Annotated in this window: 22 protein-coding genes and 1 other annotated feature; all 22 genes read right to left on the bottom strand. The window is 42.9% G+C overall.

Translation table 11 applies throughout. The features are described 5' to 3' along the window. Nucleotides 1–68: 68 nt before the first annotated feature. The 22 genes from pyrE to WFH04_RS05360 all read right to left on the bottom strand — a co-directional run bounded on the left by pyrE (nt 69) and on the right by WFH04_RS05360 (nt 22,348). A complete protein-coding gene (gene pyrE / locus WFH04_RS05465) occupies nt 69–698 on the bottom strand; it encodes an orotate phosphoribosyltransferase (protein ID WP_336823057.1) in 630 nt (209 codons plus the stop codon). Next, on the bottom strand, nt 695–1,411 hold the full coding sequence (gene pyrF, locus WFH04_RS05460) for an orotidine-5'-phosphate decarboxylase (protein ID WP_336823056.1): 717 nt from the start codon (nt 1,409–1,411) through the stop codon (nt 695–697). Before pyrF ends, pyrE begins: the two co-directional genes overlap by 4 nt. Beyond that, nucleotides 1,408–2,322 carry a dihydroorotate dehydrogenase gene (locus WFH04_RS05455; RefSeq protein WP_336823055.1) on the bottom strand — a complete coding sequence of 305 codons (915 nt, stop codon included), beginning with the start codon at nt 2,320–2,322 and terminating at the stop codon, nt 1,408–1,410. Before WFH04_RS05455 ends, pyrF begins: the two co-directional genes overlap by 4 nt. After that, the gene (locus WFH04_RS05450; protein WP_336823054.1) at nt 2,319–3,092 is read right to left on the bottom strand and encodes a dihydroorotate dehydrogenase electron transfer subunit; all 774 of its coding nucleotides are present in this window, start codon (nt 3,090–3,092) and stop codon (nt 2,319–2,321) included. The genes WFH04_RS05455 and WFH04_RS05450 overlap by 4 nt, the downstream gene beginning before the upstream one ends. Next, the gene (carB, locus tag WFH04_RS05445; protein WP_336823053.1) at nt 3,089–6,289 is read right to left on the bottom strand and encodes a carbamoyl-phosphate synthase large subunit; all 3,201 of its coding nucleotides are present in this window, start codon (nt 6,287–6,289) and stop codon (nt 3,089–3,091) included. The genes WFH04_RS05450 and carB overlap by 4 nt, the downstream gene beginning before the upstream one ends. After that, on the bottom strand, nt 6,282–7,376 hold the full coding sequence (locus WFH04_RS05440) for a carbamoyl phosphate synthase small subunit (RefSeq protein ID WP_336823052.1): 1,095 nt from the start codon (nt 7,374–7,376) through the stop codon (nt 6,282–6,284). The genes carB and WFH04_RS05440 overlap by 8 nt, the downstream gene beginning before the upstream one ends. Then, the gene (locus tag WFH04_RS05435; RefSeq protein WP_336823051.1) at nt 7,373–8,653 is read right to left on the bottom strand and encodes a dihydroorotase; all 1,281 of its coding nucleotides are present in this window, start codon (nt 8,651–8,653) and stop codon (nt 7,373–7,375) included. The genes WFH04_RS05440 and WFH04_RS05435 overlap by 4 nt, the downstream gene beginning before the upstream one ends. 1 nt (nt 8,654) lies before the next feature. Continuing rightward, nucleotides 8,655–9,533, bottom strand: coding sequence for an aspartate carbamoyltransferase catalytic subunit (locus WFH04_RS05430; protein ID WP_336823050.1), 879 nt, complete (start codon nt 9,531–9,533; stop codon nt 8,655–8,657). A gap of 144 nt (nt 9,534–9,677) precedes the next feature. Further along, nucleotides 9,678–10,964, bottom strand: coding sequence for a uracil-xanthine permease family protein (locus tag WFH04_RS05425; protein WP_336823049.1), 1,287 nt, complete (start codon nt 10,962–10,964; stop codon nt 9,678–9,680). Between the two features lie 26 nt (nt 10,965–10,990). Further along, nucleotides 10,991–11,533, bottom strand: a complete 543-nt coding sequence (gene pyrR, locus WFH04_RS05420; RefSeq protein WP_336823048.1) for a bifunctional pyr operon transcriptional regulator/uracil phosphoribosyltransferase PyrR — start codon at nt 11,531–11,533, stop codon at nt 10,991–10,993. A gap of 261 nt (nt 11,534–11,794) precedes the next feature. Further along, a complete protein-coding gene (locus tag WFH04_RS05415; protein ID WP_336823047.1) occupies nt 11,795–12,706 on the bottom strand; it encodes an RluA family pseudouridine synthase in 912 nt (303 codons plus the stop codon). Beyond that, nucleotides 12,706–13,182 carry a signal peptidase II gene (gene lspA / locus WFH04_RS05410; protein ID WP_336823046.1) on the bottom strand — a complete coding sequence of 159 codons (477 nt, stop codon included), beginning with the start codon at nt 13,180–13,182 and terminating at the stop codon, nt 12,706–12,708. Before lspA ends, WFH04_RS05415 begins: the two co-directional genes overlap by 1 nt. 135 nt (nt 13,183–13,317) lie before the next feature. After that, on the bottom strand, nt 13,318–16,077 hold the full coding sequence (ileS, locus tag WFH04_RS05405) for an isoleucine--tRNA ligase (RefSeq protein ID WP_336823045.1): 2,760 nt from the start codon (nt 16,075–16,077) through the stop codon (nt 13,318–13,320). Nucleotides 16,078–16,176: 99 nt separating this feature from the next. Next, nucleotides 16,177–16,389, bottom strand: a binding site (T-box leader). A gap of 53 nt (nt 16,390–16,442) precedes the next feature. Next, nucleotides 16,443–16,949, bottom strand: coding sequence for a DivIVA domain-containing protein (locus WFH04_RS05400; RefSeq protein ID WP_336823044.1), 507 nt, complete (start codon nt 16,947–16,949; stop codon nt 16,443–16,445). An 88-nt stretch (nt 16,950–17,037) separates the two neighbouring features. Beyond that, nucleotides 17,038–17,814 (bottom strand): YlmH family RNA-binding protein, encoded by a 777-nt coding sequence (locus WFH04_RS05395; RefSeq protein ID WP_336823086.1) that lies wholly within the window; start codon nt 17,812–17,814, stop codon nt 17,038–17,040. Nucleotides 17,815–17,863: 49 nt separating this feature from the next. Further along, nucleotides 17,864–18,154, bottom strand: a complete 291-nt coding sequence (locus tag WFH04_RS05390) for a YggT family protein (protein ID WP_336823043.1) — start codon at nt 18,152–18,154, stop codon at nt 17,864–17,866. A gap of 27 nt (nt 18,155–18,181) precedes the next feature. Further along, on the bottom strand, nt 18,182–18,631 hold the full coding sequence (locus WFH04_RS05385) for a cell division protein SepF (protein WP_336823042.1): 450 nt from the start codon (nt 18,629–18,631) through the stop codon (nt 18,182–18,184). After that, on the bottom strand, nt 18,628–19,329 hold the full coding sequence (locus tag WFH04_RS05380) for a YggS family pyridoxal phosphate-dependent enzyme (RefSeq protein WP_336823041.1): 702 nt from the start codon (nt 19,327–19,329) through the stop codon (nt 18,628–18,630). The genes WFH04_RS05385 and WFH04_RS05380 overlap by 4 nt, the downstream gene beginning before the upstream one ends. Nucleotides 19,330–19,543: 214 nt before the next feature. Beyond that, nucleotides 19,544–19,786 carry a PRC-barrel domain-containing protein gene (locus tag WFH04_RS05375; RefSeq protein ID WP_336823040.1) on the bottom strand — a complete coding sequence of 81 codons (243 nt, stop codon included), beginning with the start codon at nt 19,784–19,786 and terminating at the stop codon, nt 19,544–19,546. 133 nt (nt 19,787–19,919) lie between these two features. After that, nucleotides 19,920–20,702: an RNA polymerase sporulation sigma factor SigG gene (gene sigG / locus WFH04_RS05370; RefSeq protein WP_336823039.1), complete on the bottom strand. Its 783-nt coding sequence runs from the start codon at nt 20,700–20,702 to the stop codon at nt 19,920–19,922. A gap of 94 nt (nt 20,703–20,796) precedes the next feature. Next, entirely contained in the window at nt 20,797–21,504 is a 708-nt protein-coding gene (gene sigE / locus WFH04_RS05365; RefSeq protein WP_336823038.1) for an RNA polymerase sporulation sigma factor SigE, read from the bottom strand. Then, nucleotides 21,494–22,348: a sigma-E processing peptidase SpoIIGA gene (locus WFH04_RS05360; RefSeq protein ID WP_336823037.1), complete on the bottom strand. Its 855-nt coding sequence runs from the start codon at nt 22,346–22,348 to the stop codon at nt 21,494–21,496. Before WFH04_RS05360 ends, sigE begins: the two co-directional genes overlap by 11 nt. Nucleotides 22,349–22,379 lie beyond the last annotated feature (31 nt).

Below are 22,379 nucleotides of genomic sequence, written 5' to 3'. Positions count from 1 at the left end.
CAGGTGATCGCAAAGTGAACGAAAAAACATGCAGAACTACCATTCGATTCTGCATGTTTGTTATCATTTCAAGCCAATAGACCGGCTTTCAATTTATTATGCCATTCAAGTAGATCAGCAATCGAATTCTCTCCGATTGATCCGTTCTCCTTTGCCATTTCTACCAATGCTCCAAAGTCCGTTAAACTATAATAAGGCAAGCCTGCGTCTGCAAAAGCCATATTTGCGGTTTCTAATTCGTATGTAAAAATCGAAACGACACCTAATACTTCTACCCCTTCAGCACGAAGCGCTTCAACAGCATTCAAACTGCTGCCCCCCGTTGAGATCAAATCCTCGATAATGACTGCTTTATCCATTGAGGACACTTTCCCTTCAATCTGCCTGCTCCGGCCATGCCCTTTCGCTTTTGAACGTATATAGATCATCGGCAAGTCTAATCGATCCGCAACCCATGCTGCATGTGGAATGCCCGCTGTCGCTGTACCAGCAATAAGCGTCGTTTCAGGAAAATGTTTTTTGATCAAATCGGCAAGCCCTTCCGCTATTTGTTTGCGGCCCTTTGGATCTGACATCGTCAACCGATTATCGCAATAAATTGGAGATTGGATGCCTGATGCCCAAGTGAAAAGGTCTTCCGGACTTAATTGCACAGCTCCAACATTCAATAAAACATTTGCAATTTCCTTTTTATTCATTCTCCATCCATCCCTTTCCATTTTGAGTGTATTGTCTCATAAGCTGCGCAAGGATCTGCCGCGTTTGTAATTGCTCTGCCTACTACGATATGTGTGGATCCTTGTCGTCTCGCTTCTTCAGGAGTAGCGATTCTAATTTGATCATGCTTTCCGCTTTCCGGAAGTCGAATGCCCGGTGTCACTTTTAAAAAGTTTACGCCGCATTCTTCGCTAATCAAGGAAGCTTCATGAACGGAGCAGACAACACCATCCAAACCGGATGCTTGTGTAAGTTTCGCATAGTGCAGAACCGATTCGCGAAGTGATGTGTCTATTAGCTGCTCTTCCCTCATCTGTTTTTCATCTGTAGAAGTGAGCTGTGTAACTCCGATAATGGATGGGCGTCTATTTCCTGCGGGCGTACCTTTGTCCAATCCTTCAAGAGCCGCTTCCATCATCGATTTACCGCCCGCCGCATGGACATTGACAAGGTCAACGCCTAACTTCGCCAAAACTTCCATTGCGGATTTTACAGTGTTCGGAATATCATGAAGCTTTAAATCCAAAAACACATCAAATCCTGCCTCTTTCAACTGATGGACAATTGCAGGACCTTCTTTGTAATAAAGCTGCATGCCGACTTTTACATTCATATCGCCTTCAAATAAGCTCAGAAAATCGAATACTTTTTGCGATGAATCAAAATCTAAGGCAATAATCGGGGATGTTTTCATAATCGGTGGCTCCTTCCTACGATCTCTGATATATGCTCAACACCTAATTCATCTAATTTTACGGGAAGCTCTTCAATAATCGTCGGGCAAATGAAAGGATCCACGAAATTTGCTGTGCCAACTGCAACAGCACTTGCGCCTGCAGAAAGGAAATCAATCACATCATCCGTTTCGGATACCCCTCCCATTCCAATAATCGGAATTTCAACAACTTGACTCACTTCGTATACCATTCGGATTGCTACAGGTTTAATCGCAGGACCGGATAGCCCCCCTGTCACATTAGCAATGATCGGACGGCCGGTCTTCCTGTCAAGCCGCATGCCAACTAATGTATTAATCATCGTAATGCCGTCAGCTCCTGCCGCTTCAACTGCTTTTGCAATCTCTTTTATATCCGTTACGTTAGGGGATAGTTTCACATATACCGGCACTGTTGAAACCGCTTTGACTGCCGCAGTTAATTCGTATGCTTGCTCAGGATCAGTACCAAAAGTAATCCCTCCGCATTTGACATTTGGGCAAGAAATATTTAATTCTAATGCTTTTACATTTGGAGCAGTTGAAATCGTTTTCGCGACTTCCACATAATCGGCCGTTTCCGTTCCTGCCACATTTGCGATGATCGGCACATCGAATTGTTCCAGCCAAGGCAGCTCTTCTTTCATAACACCATCCAAACCGGGATTTTGCAAACCGATCGCATTGAGCATGCCCGATGCTGTTTCTGCAACGCGTGGGGTCGGATTGCCGAACCTTGTTTCAAGTGTAGTCGCCTTAATCATAATGGCTCCTAATATGGAAAGATCATAGAGCATTCCATATTCCTTCCCAAATCCAAAGCATCCCGATGCTGGCATAACTGGATTTTTTAACTGCAATCCAGGCAGATCTACTGATAAACGATTCATATTGATACAACCCCCGCTTCAAATACAGGACCATCTGAGCAAACTTTTACGTAAGGCTTACTAACATTGTCCGAAGTTTCACAAACGCATGCAAAACAAGCTCCAATTCCGCAGCCCATCCGCTGTTCAAAAGATAGAAATCCCTTCTTGCCCGAGTAGGTAGCTTGCACAGCTTTTAACATCGGCATTGGTCCGCAGCTATAATAAGTTGCAAACTCCTCTTCGATCTGACCCATTACATCTGTTACGAATCCCGTCGTTCCTTGAGAGCCATCAACAGTTGCAATATACGTCTCACCTAAGAGTGAAAATTCCTTTTCGTAGAACACCGCCTCAGACGACTGAAATCCTAAGATGTGGATGCATCGAACGCCTTTTTTATTTAGTTGTTTCGATAGCTCATAAAGTGGCGGGACGCCGATTCCTCCTCCGATTAAAACAGCTGTTTCTCCAGAAGCCGTTTCTGTAACAGGAAAACCGTTCCCTAACGGCCCTAATACATCCATCTCATCGCCCGCCCGTTTTTCAGAAAGAATCGTTGTCCCCCGGCCTTCAGCCCGATAGATGATCGTCATTTGTTTTTCTGCTTGATCATATGCAGCGATTGAAATTGGGCGTCTTAATAAAGGTTCAAAGGAATCCGTCACTCGAATGTGGACAAATTGGCCGGGGGACGTAATTTCCCCGACCAAGTCGCCTTTCAATTTCATCTCATAAATCTTATCCGATAGCTTCCTCTGTGATTGCACGATCATACGATCTTTCATCATGAGTGGATCACCTGCTGTTTCGGCATTTCTTCCGTTTGGAATGTCATGGATTCAATGACGCGCAACATTGCATCCGCAGTGTCGACTGATGTTAAGCATGGAATGCCATTTTCGACAGATTCACGTCGAATCCTGAAACCGTCCCTTTCAGGCTGTTTACCTTTCGTCAACGTGTTAATGACGAGCTGAGCATCCCCTTTTTGAATGACATCAATCAAAGTCGGGCCGTGTGAACCGATTTTCCCAACCGTTTTCACTTGTATCGAAGCTTCCTCTAAAACTTTAGCGGTGCCTTCCGTCGCTAAAATACGGTAACCGATATTCGTAAAACGTTTTGCGAGACCGACGATTTCTTCCTTGTCTTTATCGGAAACCGTCATGAGCACAGAGCCATATTCCTTTATTTCCGTTCCTGCAGCGACAAGCCCTTTGTACAAGGCTTTCTCAAGAGTGATATCTTTCCCCATAACTTCACCTGTCGATTTCATTTCAGGCCCTAACGTTATATCGACTCTTCGTAATTTCGCGAATGAGAAGACCGGCACTTTAACGTAAACACCAGCTGGTGCTTCCGCCAAACCTGTTTCATAGCCTTGCTCAATGATTGATTGCCCTAATATAGCTTTCGTAGCGATATTCGCCATCGGCAAGTTCGTAATTTTACTCATGAACGGTACCGTACGGCTTGAACGAGGGTTTACTTCAATGACATACACTTGACCTTCTGAAATGACAAACTGAATGTTGAGCAAGCCTTTTATGCGCAAGCCTAACGCCAGTCGCTTCGTATAATCGACAATCGTTTCGACCATCGAAGCGGACAGATTTTGCGGAGGATATACTGCGATTGAGTCGCCTGAGTGAACGCCCGCACGTTCGATATGCTCCATAATGCCAGGGATGAGCACATTTTCACCGTCACAAATGCCATCAACTTCGATTTCTGTACCTGTTAAGTATCGGTCGATTAATACGGGATGCTCTGGGCTTGCTTCTACTGCATTTTCCATGTAATGAAGAAGCTCTTCTTCACGGTAGACGATTTCCATCGCTCTTCCACCTAATACATAGGATGGTCTCACTAAAACCGGATAGCCGATTTCATTTGCAATGGCAACTGCTTCGGGCACTGAAACCGCCGTTTTACCTAAAGGCTGTGGAATGCCGATTTCATGCAATGCACGCTCGAACTTATCCCGATTTTCCGCCCGATCAATATCTTCAAGTGTTGTTCCTAAAATTTTGACTCCACGCTCTTTTAATCCCGCAGCCAAGTTGATCGCTGTTTGTCCGCCAAATTGAACGATGACGCCTTCCGGCTGCTCCAAGTCGATAATATGCATTACATCTTCCAACGTAAGCGGCTCGAAATATAGTTTATCGGAAATAGAGAAGTCGGTTGATACTGTTTCAGGGTTGTTATTTATGATGATTGCTTCATAGCCAGCCTGTTGAATCGCCCATACTGAGTGGACGGTCGCATAGTCGAACTCAACGCCCTGGCCGATACGAATTGGGCCTGAGCCTAAAACTACGACGCTTTTCTTATCTGTTTTCAACGATTCATTTTCTTCTTCATAGGTTCCATAAAAATATGGTGTTTCGGAATCATATTCGCCCGCACATGTATCGACCTTTTTATATACCGGTATTATGCCATTTTCTTTGCGGAATTCGTAAATTTCACTTTCATTCGCATCCCACAGTTGGGCAATCGTCACATCAGCGAAGCCCATTCGTTTCGCCTCATAAAGTTTTTCTGCATCGAATGGATGCTTCTTTAATATTGCTTCGAATTGAACGATTTTCTCAAATTTGCGAAGGAAAAATAGATCAATTTGACTCCATTCGTGAATTGTTTGAATGGAGACTCCTCGTCGCAAGGCTTCTCCGATGAAAAACAGCCTCTCATCTCCTGCGCGCTTTATCCGTTTTTCGATCCAATCATCGGCCAAATTCTCTGCATGTTTTAGCGACAGTCCAAACTGGCCAGTTTCCAATGAACGAACAGCTTTTAAAATTGATTCTTCGAAAGTGCGGCCGATCGCCATTACTTCTCCTGTTGCTTTCATTTGCGTTCCTAAGTTCCGTTTCGCAGACTCGAATTTATCGAAAGGCCAACGCGGAATTTTTGTGACGACATAGTCGATCGTCGGTTCAAAGCAAGCGTACGTCGTTCCAGTAACTGGATTCATCATTTCATCCAATGTCAATCCGACGGCAATTTTTGCTGCTAACTTCGCAATCGGGTAGCCTGTCGCCTTAGATGCCAAAGCGGAAGAACGGCTGACACGTGGATTTACCTCAATGATGTAATATTTGAAGCTATGTGGATCAAGTGCCAATTGAACGTTGCATCCTCCCTCGATTTTCAAGGCACGAATAATTTTCAACGATACATTTCGAAGCATTTGATGCTCCCGATCCGTTAATGTTTGGCATGGCGCAGTAACGATCGAGTCTCCAGTATGGATGCCAACTGCATCTACGTTCTCCATATTGCAAACGACGATAGCATTATCAGCAGAGTCGCGCATTACTTCATATTCAATTTCTTTGTAACCGGCTATTGATTTTTCAAGCAAACATTGTGTAACTGGGCTATATTTCAATCCACTCGCAACGATTTCTTCAAGGTCGCGTTCATCATAGCAAATCCCTCCGCCCGTTCCTCCTAATGTGAAAGCGGGACGAACGATAACCGGGTAGCCGATTTGTTCAACGAACGCTTTCGCTTCATCCAAATTATGAATGATGTCACTTTCCGGCACAGGTTCGTTCAATTCATTCATTAACGATCTGAACAAATCACGGTCTTCTGCTTGATGGATTGCATCTAATTTTGTTCCTAAAATTTCAATGCCCAATTCGTCTAAAATGCCTGATTCCTGCAATTCGATTGCCATATTCAGTCCGGTTTGCCCTCCTAAAGTCGGGAGAAGCGCGTCTGGACGTTCTTTTCTTATAATGCGGCTGACGAATTCTAACGTGATTGGTTCGATATATACTTTGTCTGCAATTTCTGTATCGGTCATAATTGTTGCAGGGTTTGAATTGATGAGAATAACGCGATATCCTTCCTCTTTCAATGAAAGGCATGCTTGTGTCCCTGCATAGTCGAATTCGGCAGCTTGCCCGATGACAATCGGCCCAGAGCCGATTACTAAAATGGTTTCGATGTCTTGTCTTTTAGGCATTTGTATGCTCCTCTCCATTTGCGTTCATTAGTTGTGCAAAACGGTCGAATAAGTGATTGGCATCTGTCGGTCCAGGGGATGCTTCTGGATGGAATTGCACCGAAAATGCCGCATATTGCTTGCTTCGTATTCCTTCGATAGAGTGATCATTCAACGCTCTATGTGTCACTTCAAGCCCTGTTCCTTCCAATGACTCTTCATCTAGAGCAAAGCCATGGCTTTGGGAAGTGAGCTCGGTGCGGCCAGTTTGCAAGTCTTTTACCGGATAATTTCCTCCATTATGCCCGATGCGCATTTTTTTCACCTTCGCGCCGAATGACAGCGCAAGTAATTGATGCCCTAACCCGATCCCAAAAAGCGGAACTTTGCCGATTAATTCACGAATAGTTTCAGCTGCCCCTTCCACGTGTTCAGGGTTGCCCGGCCCATTCGACAGCAAAATGCCATCCGGCACTAATGATAAAATTTCTTCAGTTGAAGTATTGTAAGGAACAACGATCACGTCATAGTCACGTTTGTTTAATTCACGTAGAAGCCCGTGCTTCAACCCATAGTCAATAACGACTACACGTTTTCCGCGACCTGGACTTGGATAAGGCTTTTTAGTAGAGACAAGTGCCACTTGGTCTATAGGTAATTCGTATTCTTTTAACTCCATAAGAGTGTGTTCTACAGACAAATCTTCACCTGCCGCTGTCAGCTTCCCTTTCAACGGGCCCTTTTCCCGTAGAATCCTAGCCAACTTACGTGTATCAATTCCTTCAATGCCTGGTATTCCTTTCAATTTCAATAGCTCGCTTAAAGTCATCGCACTGCGAAAATTAGACGGTTCTTCGCTCGCTTCCCGGACTACAATACCGTTAATGGATAGCTCGATTGACTCGTAGTCATCTCGGTTAATGCCATAATTGCCAATCAAAGGATATGTCATAACAACGATTTGACCGAAGCCAGAAGGGTTTGAAATTGTTTCCTGATACCCGGTCATCCCTGTCGTGAAAACCGTCTCTCCTAACGATGCCCGTTCAGAACCAAATGCTTTCCCTTCAAATATCGTTCCGTCTTCCAATACAAGATATCTTTTCATAGTTGACCATCCTCCCAGACGATATTGCCGCCGTAAATTGTAATAACCGGCCATCCGACACATACCGCTCCGTCAAATGGCGTATTTTTTCCTTTCGAAACGAACGTTTTCCGATCGATTTCGCGTTCTAACTTCAAATCGATAAGCGTTAAATCAGCCTGTGCTCCAACTTCTATTTTTCCGTAAGGCAAGCCGAATACTTCAGCAGGCTTGATCGTCATCCAATCGATCAACTGTTTCAGCGTCCATTTCCCTTCTTTTACAAAGCTTGTGTAGAGAAGAGGAAATGCTGTTTCAAATCCAGTGATGCCAAATGGTGCTTTTTCAAAACCCGCCGCCTTTTCTTCTGCTGTATGCGGAGCGTGATCTGTTGCGATAAAATCGATTGTCCCGTCTGCCAGTCCTTCTCTCAATGCCTCTCGATCTTCTACCGAACGCAGCGGAGGGTTCATTTTCCAATCAGCATCATTCCTTGGGATATCCTCCTCGCTTAATATCAAATGATGTGGACTCACTTCAGCCGTCACATGGATGCCTGCTTTTTTCGCATCTCGAATGACCCGAACAGATTCTTTCGTGCTTACATGACATACGTGATAATGAGCACCTGCAGCCTCTGCCAGTAAAATATCGCGGGCAATATGAACAGATTCCGCGATGGAAGGGATGCCTGGCAAACAAAGCTCTTTGTTTCGCTTCCCATCATGCATAACTCCGCCATAGATCAGTGTATTATCCTCGCAATGGGCAACGATCGGCATATCGATCTCCGCAGCATCTTTCATTGCTTCGAACATCATACCCGCGGATTGTACTCCGACTCCGTCATCTGTAAATGCGAATGCGCCCTGTTCTTTTAACTCCGATAAGTTCGTCCTTTCCTTTCCAGCCTCCCTGATCGTGATCGATGCATATGGTAGTACGCGGATATGGGCATTTTTTTCAATTAATTCATTAATACGTGCCAAATTTTCTTTCGTATCCGGTACTGGTCGGGTATTCGGCATAGCACAAATTGTTGTATAGCCGCCTTTCGCAGCTGACAGTGTACCAGTTTCAATCGTTTCCTTATGCTCACCGCCCGGCTCCCGTAAATGAACATGCACATCAATAAAACCCGGTGATAAAAAGAGACCTTCCCCTTCAATCACTTCCTTTATGTCACTCTCTAAACCTATGCCAATTTCAGCGATCTTTCCATCCACTATCCGGACATCAGCAGTGATCAATTCACCTGCTTCATTCAACATTTGAACTTCTTTTATCAATTTATCCATGTTATAGCCTCCCGTTCAAAATTGTGTAAAGCACTGCCGCTCGTATGTAAACTCCGTTTTCCACTTGTTTAAAAATCCTTGAACGGTTACATTCGATCAATGAATCCGCAATTTCAACCCCCCGGTTCACCGGAGCCGGATGCATGATGATCGCATCCTTTTTCATTTTCGCTTCTCGTTCAATCGTTAGCCCGTATAACTCGTGATAACGTTCACTCGTGTAAGTTGCTTTCGAATCATGCCGTTCATGCTGTACTCTTAGAAGCATGACGACATCACTCTCTTCGACTACATCATCCCAATTGGATATAGCTTCGAATTCTCCCGCCCATTCAGGTGGACAAAGAAACTTGACATTTGCACCTAACTTGTTCAACGCTTCTGCATTCGAACGTGCTACTCGGCTATGATCGACATCTCCTGCGATTAGAACATTCAAACCTTGGAAAGTGCCAAACTCTTCCCGAATGGTAAATAAGTCTAATAATGATTGTGTTGGATGCTGCCCAGATCCATCACCAGCGTTGATAATAGAGAGCGAGGTTCGATCACATAGCCGTTCATAATAACCGTCTTCCGGATGCCGGATGACGACCGCATCAAGACCGATTGCTTCAAGAGTTTTAATCGTGTCATATAGCGTTTCTCCTTTTAATGTACTTGAGAAACCGGCTTCAAACGGAATGACCTCCAAGCCTAATTTACGCTCCGCCATTTCAAAACTTGTTTTTGTTCTTGTACTAGGCTCGAAGAACAAATTGCTTACCGCTATATTTTGTGAAAGCTTTTGAATGCCATCTTTTTTAAACTGAGAGGTAAGGTTTAAAAACTCAGTAATCTCTTTTTCAGTTATTTGTTTCATTGATAAAAGATTTTTCATGCTGCCGGGTCTCCTCCTAAAAAATAACGGGCCTTTTCCTCATCGGAAAGGCCCGTTATGTATGACAAAGTAAACCATCGTCATAGATGGCTATTTGCCGAACGAACCTTTCCTTGCATCTCTGTACAATATTAAAAGGTTTTTCTATTCAGTTGCGTCTGATAATGTCTCGTCTGTCCTCCCTGGCAGCAACAGATTCAACAGCACACCTACAATTGCCGCGAGTGCCATGCCGCCAACTTGGAAGGTTTCACTTATATGGATCACTGCTCCGCCAATTCCGATAACAAGGATGACCGACGCGATAATCAAATTGCGTTGGTTGCCAAAATCCACTTTATGGTCAACTAACATCCGCAATCCTGATGAAGCAATGATTCCGAACAGTAAAATTGAAATGCCGCCTAAAACTGCTTGTGGAATCGTCTCGATGACCGCCATTAGTTTGCCTATGAAAGCAAACGCGATCGCGAATACGGCCGCACCGATTATGACGTAAACACTATAGACTCTAGTAATCGCCATTACTCCGATATTTTCTCCATATGTCGTTTTCGGAGGACCTCCTAACAGTCCGCTAATTAAAGTACCTAATCCGTCTCCTAACAACGAACGGTTTAGTCCCGGATCTTTAATGAAATCCTTCTCAACAACTTTCCCTAAAACTAACTGATGTCCGATATGCTCTGATATTGTAACGATTGAGATCGGCACCATAATTGCCAATAATGTCGGTGTGATAACAAAATCGTAATCGATACCGGGAATGAGGAACGCCGGCATTTGAATCCAATCCGCTTCCTTTACAGGTGAGAAATCGATAATCCCTATGAAGGCAGAGTAAATGTAACCGACAATAATTCCGATCAGAACCGGCATTAGACTGACGACTCCCCTGAAAAACATAATACAAATAATCGCTGCTGCCAATGTGACAATCGCTGCGGAGAAGTGCAGCAAATTGTACACGTCTTCGCCGCCTACTGAAACCGTACTCGCCATGTTTACAGCCGTCGGCGCGACTGCAAGTCCAATCACCATGATGACCGGTCCGACTACTACAGGCGGGAGTAATTTCATGATCCAATTTGATCCTGTTGTGAAAATCAGCAAGGAAACGAGTGCATATACGAGAGCTACGAACATGCTTCCAATCATTGCGCTTCCGATGCCGCCAGTTGCGGTCGCCACTTGAATCGGCGCTATGAATGCGAATGAGGAGCCAAGGTATGCCGGAACTTTAAATCTTGTAACCGCTACGAATACGATTGTTGCCAGTCCGCTCGTTAACAAAGCGATTGCCGGGCTCAATCCAACCAATGTAGGTACTAATATTGTCGCCCCGAACATTGCGAACATATGCTGTAAGCTCAGTGCCACCCATCTTGGAAATGCCGGTTTTTCATGTACATCCAATACTTTATTGTTCATTTCCCATGTACCCCCGATAGGTGTTATTATTTTTCGTGTATTTTTACGCTATCATCGCCGTCTTGTTCTACGACGTTTACCACTACTTTTTCTTCGCTTGACGTCGGGATATTTTTGCCGACAAAATCGGGTCTGATCGGCAGCTCTCTATGCCCTCTATCAACTAATACTGCCAACTGGATAGAAGCTGGTCTTCCTAAATCCATGACTGCATCCATTGCTGCCCGAACAGTTCTTCCGGTGTATAAAACATCATCTACTAAGATAACTTTTTTCTCTTTTACATCATGTCGAATATCTACTTGGTGAACGAATGGCTCTTGGTTTTCATGACGAATTTGTAAATCGTCACGATAGAGAGTAATATCTAATTCACCCATTAAAATCGGTTTTCCTTCGATTTGTTCGATTTTTTGGGACAGTCTTTTTGCGATTACTGCTCCTCGCGTTTTTATACCGACTAAAATACAGTCATCGATTCCTTTGTTCCGTTCAATGATTTCATGGGCAATGCGAGTGATCGCTCTCGAAATCGCCTGCTCGTCCAAAATATTAGCTTTTTCAGCCATTATGATTGCCTCCTTATACATCTATTAATATTTTTTGCAAGGTTTTTCGGACTATGCACTCCGTTTCACCGTAGCAGGACGCAAAAAAACCTCCTGCCATTCGGCGGGAGGGTATACGTGCAGAAAAAAGCATACAGGTAAATTGCGCGCAGCAATTCTACTGTACATTCCGTGCAACCTTCCCAGCCTCTCTGGACTGACTTTAAAGGTATCGCTATTTGATTCTTTGCCTATTATATAGGCGTTAAATTCATATGTCAATCATTTATTTGTGCGCAATCTCTCCAGCACTTGCAAATAATCATGAGGCAAAGGCGCTGTGAACTCCATATAATCCCCTGTTTTTGGGTGAATGAAGCCAATTGTGCCAGCATGTAAAAGCTGTCCGCCAAAGTCGATCGTTTTCTTCGGTCCATATTTTGGATCACCCGCCAATGGATGGCCGATATATTTCATATGGACACGTATCTGATGTGTCCGGCCTGTTTCCAACCTGCACTCGACTAATGTAAAATCTCCAAACCGTTCCAATACATTAAAGTGGGTGACTGCATGTTTTCCGTTATCGACAACCGCCATGCTTTGACGGTCTTTTTGGTCCCTGCCGATCGGAGCGTCAATTGTCCCTTGGTCATGTGGTATATGGCCATGAACAATTGCAGTATAAACACGGGTTACCGATTTATCGACTAATTGATCGACTAATGAGACATGGGCTTGGTCATTTTTAGCAACCATCAACAACCCAGACGTGTCTTTGTCAATTCGATGGACGATGCCTGGACGCAAGACGCCATTAATGCCCGATAAGTCATTACAATGATGCATGAGTCCATTCACCAATGTGCCAGTCAAATGACCTGGTGCCGGATGGACGACCATGCCGCGAGGTTTATTGACGACGATGACATCAGAATCTTCATAAACAATATCTAATTGAAGATCTTCAGCTATGACATCCAATTCTTCAGCTTCAGGAACATTGACAACTATTTGATCGTCCTTTTTCACTTTATAGTTTTGCTTGACGGCTTTATCATTAACAAGAACTGCGCCGTCTTTTACCCATTGCTGAATTTGAGTGCGAGACCAATCCGGATTGACCGTCGACAAAACCTTGTCAATTCGAGAGTTTTGCAGGTCTTCGTTGATTTCTATTTCAAACGGTTCCATTATGCCACCTTTTTCTTCTTCTTTTTTTCATCTAACACGACATGGATAATAATAAGCGCGACTCCAACTGTCAATGCGGCATCAGCCACATTAAAGATCGGGAAATCATAATCGACAACTGGGATGAGTACGTCAATAAAATCGACAACTTCTTTTCTAAACAACCGATCGATAAAATTGCCGATCGCTCCCCCTAACAAAAACATGAGACTAACACCTAATAACGGGCTTCCTTTCGCTTCCTTATGGAAGAAATAAATGATTCCAGCAACGACAAGCACCGTCACTACGTAGAAAAGCCACATTTGCCCTTCAAGCATCCCCCAGGCAGCACCTTTGTTTCGATGCGATAAAAGGGCCAAATAAGGATCTACAATCGGTATTCTTTCGCCTAAGTTCATATTATGAACAACGAGCCATTTCGTTAATTGATCTAATAAAATTAATAGTAATGCCAAACCATAATAAATGAACAATCCAAAAACCCCCGTCCGACAATATCTGTTTCATTTTACCACAAATCGAAGCAGATTATGATTGATAACTTGAGGGGGAAATAAAAAAGCTGTTCACCCATGGAATTCACCAATGGATGAACAACCTTAACGGTATTATGAATAGTATTTTTCTACAACGTCTGCACAGCGGCTGCAAAGTGTCGGATGTGTTTCACTGGAACCGACTGTTTCGGAAATTGTCCAGCAACGGTCGCATTTTTCGCCATCAGCTTTTTCAACTGCAACGCTTACCGTATCTAACTTCAATGCGTCTTCTGGCAAGTCGCTTTCTTTTCCTTCTTCGAATTTGGAAACGATGAAGAATTGTGCATAGTCAACATCATCTGAAGCAAAAACATCTTTTAGTTGCTCTGGAAGAGCGACAGTCACTTTCGCCTCTAATGACTTGCCAATTACTTTCGCATTACGCGCTTCTTCTAACGCTTTCAATACATCATCTCGAATAAGCATTAACGTGCCAAAACGCTCACGAAGCGATTTTGTATCGCCCAGCTCGACCGGATCAGGCATATCCGTCAATTGAATACTTTCTTCTTCAACGTTCTCCAAATAGCCCCATAATTCGTCCGTCGTATGCGGTAGGATCGGCGTCAATAATTTAAGTAATGCCATTAACGAATCATACATAACTGTCTGCATTGCACGGCGATGTGGGTGATCCGCTCCTTCAATATAAACAACATCTTTCGCAATATCAAGATAGAACGAACTTAAATCACCAGTACAGAACGTATTGACAGCATGGTACACATCAGAGAACTGATAGTGGTCATATGCTGAACGTACATCTTTGATTAAATCTTGTAATTTAATGAAAACATATTGATCGATCGGACGAAGATCTTCGAATGCAACACGATCTGTTTCCGGGTTAAAATCAGCAACATTGCCGTGCAAGAAACGAAGTGTGTTCCGGATTTTGCGGTACACTTCGGAAACTTGTTTGAAATTCGAATCAGACACGCGGACATCCGCAGTATAGTCGACAGATGATACCCATAGCCGCAAAATGTCTGCACCCAATTGGTTCATGATTTTAGAAGGAAGAATGACGTTCCCTAACGACTTACTCATCTTGCGTCCTTCTCCGTCCAATGTAAATCCGTGGCTTAGCAATCCTTTATACGGTGCAATTCCATTAATTGCAACACTTGTTGTAATAGAAGAGTTGAACCAGCCGCGATATTGGTCAGACCCTTCCAAGTAAAGATCAGCAGGATAATTCAGGTCATCCCGCTCCACTAATACGCCTTGATGAGTCGAACCGGAGTCGAACCAGACGTCCATAATGTCTGTCTCTTTCGTAAAGACTCCATTCGGGCTTCCTTCATGTTCAAAACCTTCTGGTAAAAGATCTTTGGCATCTCGTTCAAACCAAATATTTGATCCGTGTTCACGGAACAATTGCGCAACATGTGCGATTGTTTCATCAGTGATAATCGCTTCTCCATTTTCAGCATAAAAGACCGGAATCGGAACGCCCCAAACACGTTGACGGGAAATGCACCAGTCGCCGCGGTCGCGAACCATATTGTACAATCGTGTTTCGCCCCATGATGGAGTGAACTTCGTGTTCCGGATCGCTTCAAGCAGTTCTGTTCTGAACGACTCGATAGAAGCGAACCATTGAGCAGTCGCACGGAAAATAACAGGCTTTTTCGTGCGCCAGTCATGCGGATAGGAGTGAGTGATGAATGAAAGCTTCAGCAATGCGCCTTCTTCTTCCAACTTTTTCGTTACTTCTTTATTCGCATCTTCGTAGAATAAACCTTCAAACATCGGTGCTTCATCCGTCATGACACCGCGATCATTGATCGGCGATAATGCATCGATGCCATATTGCTTCGACACGTAAAAGTCGTCTTCCCCATGGCCAGGCGCTGTATGGACGCAGCCTGTTCCAGCTTCCGCTGTGACGTGCTCTCCTAACATGACGAGTGAATCACGGTCGTATAGTGGATGTTTTGCGATAACGCGTTCCAATTCTGCCCCTTTTAACTCGCGGATCACTTTGTAGTCATCCCAACCAATTTCATTCGCGACGTGTTCCAATAAATCTTTTGCTAATAAGAATTTTTGGCCATCGACTTCAACAATCGCATATGTGAATTCCGGATGAACAGAAATGCCAAGGTTAGCAGGAATCGTCCACGGCGTTGTCGTCCAAATGATGATCCTTACATCTTCTTCTACGACTCCTAAGCCGTCTTTAATTGGAAATGCTACATAGATGGATGGGGACTTTTTATCTTTATATTCAATTTCCGCTTCTGCCAATGCGGATTCACTTGACGGAGACCAGTATACCGGCTTTAATCCTTTATAGATGTACCCCTTTTTCGCCATCTCGCCAAACACTTGAATTTGTCTTGACTCGAATTCCGGTTTCAAAGTGATATAAGGATTTTCCCAATCTCCGCGCACGCCGATCCGCTTAAATGCCGCGCGTTGATTATCGATTTGCCCATAGGCGTATTCTTCACACATTTTACGGAACTCAGCTACCGTCAATTCTTTACGGTTTACCCCTTTATTGACAAGTGCCTGCTCGATTGGCAAACCATGTGTATCCCAGCCTGGAACATACGGCGCATGAAAGCCCGACATCGATTTATAGCGGACAATCATATCTTTCAGCACTTTATTTAACGCATGGCCCATATGAAGATCTCCATTTGCGTACGGTGGTCCGTCATGCAAAACGAAAAATGGACGTCCTTTTGTCCGCTCTTGTACCTTTGCATAAATATCCATTTCATCCCATTTTGCTTGCATTTCAGGTTCCTTGTTCGGCAAATTGCCGCGCATCGGAAAATCCGTTTTCGGCATAAGCAACGTATCTTTGTAATCCATAGTCTTTTCCTCCTTTTATTTCAGTACAACTTGTTAAGCACTCAACGGGATCATTGAAAAACGACTTCAATAGACAAATAAAAAATCCCCGCCCCCCAAAAAAGGGACGAGGATTATTACTCGCGTTACCACCCTAGTTGCAACAAAAAACATATTCGTTGCCTCTCGAACACCATAACGGGGTGTTTCCGGGATTGCTTTTGGCAATCCAGCTCCAGAGTGATTTTCGTCAGCAATCCAATGACCGGGCTTTCACCATCCCCGGCTCGCTATACGTGAATTGAAGAGTACTCTCTCTTTCAATGCCTGTTTTATGTTATATGATCATTATTATATGCGCGTCGAAAATGAAAAGTCAAGCACGCTTATTCAAGATCTGCCGCTGCTTCCAATTGTTCTGTATCCGGTTCGTATTCAAGCAGCTCTTCCCAATCATCAGTCCGAATCATATCAAGTTGAGCTTCGATGAGCATCCGAAATCTGTTTCTAAAAACTTTCGATTGTTTTTTCAAGTCTTCAATTTCCATCGCAATTTTTCTTGCACGCGTCAACGCCTCATTGACGATACGGTCTGCATTTTTTTCGGCTTCTTTTATAATTAGTTTTGACTCTTGTACAGAATTGCGACGGACATCTTCCGCTGCTTCTTGTGCAATAAGAATCGACTTTTGCAATGTCTCTTCAATTGAATTGAAATGGGAAATTTTCTCTTTTGTTTCCTTCAGGTTATTTTTCAAAGCCTTGTTTTCTTCAAGGACGTTTTCATAATCCTTCATGATCTGTTCCAAAAACTCATTCACTTCGTCTTCATCATAACCCCGGAATCCGCGGCTGAATTCTTTATTATGTATATCAAGTGGTGACAATGCCATCGAATGTTTCTCTCCCTTCCTTTATCCAATTCCATTATACATGCCACGCTGAAAGAAAACAGCAGTTTTCAACTGATTATCAGAAAAATCATGACAGTTTTCCTATCATGAGCCGAATCTTGTCTTTTTTTGTCCTCCCTTCGATCGAAACGATTTTAAACCGTCCGCCCCCCCTAACGGAAAGCATGTCCAGTTCATTTAACTCAAAAGATGTCTGCGTACGAACCGCATGATTCACTTTCACTTTTTCATTTTGAATATATGATGCCGCTTTTTGACGAGAACAATTGACAGCTGATGCAACAACTGCATCCAATCGAAGCGAACTAACAATATGTAGCTCTTCAACATATACATCACCACATTCGATCAATCGATCGACGGAATGCACTTCTTCAATGCGCACATTCGACTTGCCGATCGAAGTGAAGTTTGCACGCAAATAATCTTTCATTTCCTCTGCTGCCGCGAATTGCACTACATCGTCTTGTAGCCTAATATCTCCGAACTTAGACCTGTCTATCCCGAGCGACATGAGTGAGCCTAAAACATCTTTATGTTTTAACGTCATGAATTTTGATGGATAATTTACAGAGAAAACCTTCGTTTGGAAGTCTTCTGGTTCCGGCACAAAGTAATCAGGATAAATTAACATCCTTTTACGTTCAGCATCAGCAAATGCACCTGAGCCTGCTATAGAAAGCCTCGCGCTTCTAACAATTGATTCGATAATAAACTGCTGTCGCGGATCTAAAAAGCCTGTTAGCTTGGGAGTATACGAATCCTCCACCTCTCGCACATAGCTGGCCGCCATCTCGATGAAAGGCTGTTCTTCTTTTCTGAAATGCTGCAGTATTGCTTCCATCATGCTGTCTCTCCAATTCAAAATGCCATTCAATTGATAGAAAAAAATCTCACATAAGTGAGATATAAATTAATTTATATACTTCAAAAATCCCTCTTCTGATCAAATATTGCAGAACAAATATTGCAACGATCGGCGAAAGATCAATCATTCCTAAAGGAGGAATGAACTTTCTGAAGAACCCTAAGTATGGTTCGGCGATTTTCCCTAAAAGCTGGCCGAATTTTGTTTCCCTCGATGCAGGAACCCACGACATTAAAATATAAATGATTAACAGTATGGAATAAATGTCAAGGACCTGAACTAAAATATTGTACACCATATTAAGAATAGCTATCATCTTTTAAAGTACACCTCATCCTATGTTCTATCTTTCAAAATAATCCGAGATGGAGCCGGCCACCTCAACATTTTCTGGTACACATAGGAAAATGTCCGTTCCGATCCTCTGGATGTCGCCGCTAAGTGCGTACACCGTTCCGCTTAAAAAGTCGATAATTCGAATGCCTTGGTCTCTTTCAATCCGTTGCAAATTGACGACCACCGCACGTTTATTGAGCAAATGCTCCGAGATGTCTTGTGCTTCCGCATATACTCGAGGTTCGAAAAGAACAACTTTTGACGATTTTTGAATGCTTTGCAAACTAACGACATTTGGTTTTTGCTGCGTTTCCACAATCGGCTGCTGTTTACGCACAGCCGCTTTCTTCGGGTTCTCTTGAACTGCTTGCTGCTGAGCTGCAGGCTGCTCTGTTGTTGCAGCTTCCTCTTCTTCATCTAAATAAAACCATTTTTCGAATCGTTTTTTCATGCTCATACGTCTCCCTCGCTCTCTGTCCCGACTAATGCCGTTCCGATTCTAACATGAGTGGCACCTTCTTCAATTGCAATCACATAATCATTAGACATACCCATCGATAATTGCGTACATGGAGCATGGCCAAATTGCTTAGAGGAGATTTCATCACGCAATTTACGCAATGACCGAAAGACATTACGGATCAAATCCTCATCTTTCGTAAATGGAGCCATTGTCATTAAACCAATGACACGGATTTTATCGTAATTCGACAATTCTTCAATGAATGACAGCAGTTCATCTGGATGAAGGCCGGATTTCGATTCTTCACCAGAAACATTTACTTGCACAAAGCATTGTACGATTTTCTCTGCTCGTTTTTGTATTTCTTTTGCAATGCTCATTCTGTCTAAAGAATGTAAAACGTCAATTTCATTTATAATGTCTTTTACTTTTCTACTTTGAACGTTTCCGATAAAATGCCATTTTACATTGTCATCGCGGATTTCCGATCGCTTTGAAAGTAGGCCATCCGGACGGTTTTCGCCTACATTCTTAATCCCTGCATTTATCGCTTCTTTTGTTCTCTTCGCAGAAACTTGTTTCGTTACAGCTACTATGCTCAGATCTTCTCGTTTCCGGCCAGCTCGTTCACAAGCGGCATGAATATGTTCTTCAATTAGACTTATACGTTGTTGAATCGTATCCAATACCATCACTACTTTTCATATTATATAAAATTGAGAAACCGCATTACCTGTCGCTTCCCGCTTTGACATTGAAAGTGCAAATCGCCAAAAACCATTTGAAAACATAGCTTCGCATTTGTCCACAAAGCCGTTCGGTATAACAGGTCCGCAAAATTGCAGTTTCATAATTATACTTTGCTTTATTGTATCAAGTGATGGATCACTTATCAATTAGAAGTCTTTAATTATCGGACTTCTTTCCCACTAATACAATATCTTTTCCTATTGTCAGCACTTCATGGTATTTAATTTGCTTCATATCTTTCACTTTTGAATCCATAAAAAAGGATCTCTCCGCCCCACCAACATGTATACTTTCTAACTTTCCATTTTTAATGTCTACAGAGGCATCTTGAACGTACCCTAAAAAAGAACCTTTTTTTACTTCAATTACTTCTTTTTTTTGAAACTCCGAAAATCTCATCTCATTTCCCCTTTCCGCTTGTTATGATCAATTCTTTAGCATTCAGTAATAACTTGCAAATCCTACTTTAAGATATGCGAAACTGACGAAAAAAACGCAATGCATATTTTATGCATTGCGCGGGTGCACGTCATCATTTCTTTTCCATATTTTCACGAACAATTTGAATCGCATTTTTTTCAAGCCTTGAAATCTGCGCTTGCGAGATCCCTAATTCCTTAGCGATTTCCGTTTGTGTCTGTCCTAAATAAAAACGTTTTGACAAAATTAATTGTTGGCGATCTGTCATTTTAGATACAGTGTCTTTTACGGAGACATATGTGAGCCAGCGTTCTTCCGAAACCCTCGTATCTTGCAGTTGATCCATTATATAGACAGGATCTCCGCCTTCCCCATTCATTGGCTCGTGGAGTGACATCGGATCTTGGATGGCGTCAAGGGCAAATAATATATCATCTTCCGGAATGCCCGTCACTTCGGCCAAATCCGATATTTTTGGTTCCTTCTGATGTTCATTGACAAATTGTTCCTTAGCGCGGATCGCTTTATAAGCTATATCCCTCAAAGATCTGGACACTCTAATTGCATGGTGGTCTCGTAAATGCCTTTTAATTTCCCCAATGATCATTGGCACCGCATAAGTGGAAAAACGCACATTATGCTTCAAATCGAAATTATCGATTGATTTTAAGAGACCAATACATCCTACTTGAAAAAGGTCGTCCGCTTGTTCCCCCCGATAAGTAAACCTTTGAACAAGACTTAGGACCAATCGCAAGTTCCCGATGACTAACTCTTCCCTTGCCGATTCGTCACCATTTTGAAGCCGGATAAACGTTTCCCTCATCACTTCATTCGACAGTAATGGCAAATTGGACGTATCGATACCGCATATTTCTACTCTTGTACGTATCATTCGCTTTTCCTCCGCATTCTGTAGATGACTGTAGGAAATAGTCTGTCCATGCGTTTTAAGAATATGCGGGAAAACGATTCGCCAATTTCAACCATCAGGCAATCGGGTGATTGAGACGATCACGTAAATCAGAAATAATTTTCTTCTCTAATCGAGAAATATAGGATTGTGAAATGCCCAATAGTTCCGCTACTTCCTTTTGAGTCATTTCGATCTGTCCAGTCAAGCCAAATCGACATTCCATAATATATCGTTCACGCTCATCCAATGTGCTAATCGCTTCAATCATATGTTGCCTTTCCAGTTTTTTCTCTACATCATCAATAATAATATGCTCATCTGTGCCCAATATATCTGAAAGCAATAATTCATTTCCGTCAGCATCAGAATTCAAGGGTTCGTCGAAAGAAATCTCAGACTTCGTGCGATTCGTTTTACGCAAATGCATTAATATTTCATTTTCGATACAACGAGAGGCATATGTAGCCAATTTAATATTTTTATCGCTTTTAAAAGTCTCAATGGCTTTTATAAGCCCGATTGTCCCTATACTGATCAAATCCTCAATATGTGTATTTGTATTATCAAAACGACGGGCAATATAGACGACTAATCTAAGATTTTTTTCAATTAGCGTGTCTCTTGCATCCATATCACCTTCCATGAAAGCACGAATCGCTTTTGCCTCTTCATCTCTCGATAACGGCCGTGGAAGCGACTCATGTCCTCCTATATAATACGTTCCTCCTTTCTTGAAGAAACTTTTTACGACTGCAAACCACTTTTTTAAACTATGCCACATGAACCGTTCCTCCCTCATTCTTTAGTGATTCCAATGCGGATACGTGTAAAATCGCTTCTGCTCCTTCAGGATAGCGCCGATCTTGCTCTGTCAAGACGATATAGCCCGATTGCAGTTTATCGCCACTGTCGATTTTCCAACAATCAAACTTAAAGCCGACTACCCAGGATGACCCAGATACAGTTTGAAGCTTGACTAGCCTCAATTGTTTTTGAGATGTTTCCGGAAAACTTCGCAAATCAGGAATGCCTTTCGGATCGAATGCTTGTAACGGTCCTTTGAGTTCTTCTGGCATATACGGTTCAACTACCCGATAAGATACGAAATGTACTGGATATCCAGTAAGAGGCTCAGTGCAGCTATTCCCTGTATCAATAAAACCCTCTACAGCAAATTCCTGTTGCCAAATCGACAGGGTTGTAGATACACGATACGAGGAAAGATGGCGGGCTTTTCTTACATCAAGCCATTTGACCTTCAAAAATAATAAGGACACATACGCAATGGATGCATAAATGAAAACAGAGAATAGGTCGTCTTGAAACGTCACTTTATTTATAAAGAACGTTAAAAGCCCTCCAGCAAACATAGCACCGATCAATACGATAACTGACGTTTTCTTCCACGTCTCAATTGTTTTTCCGAAAGCAATACCAGTCATCCCGATAAAAGTAAAAAACAAAATAATAAATGACGATGAGAACAAAGTGACCGGTAACGCACCTACAAAAGAAGCGAACAATAATCGTCCGCGGGAAGCCTGTGCATGACAAATCTTATTGGCGAACAATAGGATTGCAAAATTGAAAACCATATTAATGCCCACGATAATTTCCCCATACATCAGGCCGCCCTCCTTGACCAACAGAATAACA

Origin of the sequence: Sporosarcina sp. USHLN248 (assembly GCF_037144575.1) — a bacterium.
In the GTDB taxonomy this organism is placed as follows: Bacteria; Bacillota; Bacilli; order Bacillales_A; family Planococcaceae; genus Sporosarcina; species Sporosarcina contaminans.
The sequence above is the reverse complement of the archived record's forward strand: the minus strand, read 5'-3'. Positions and strand labels throughout refer to the sequence as shown.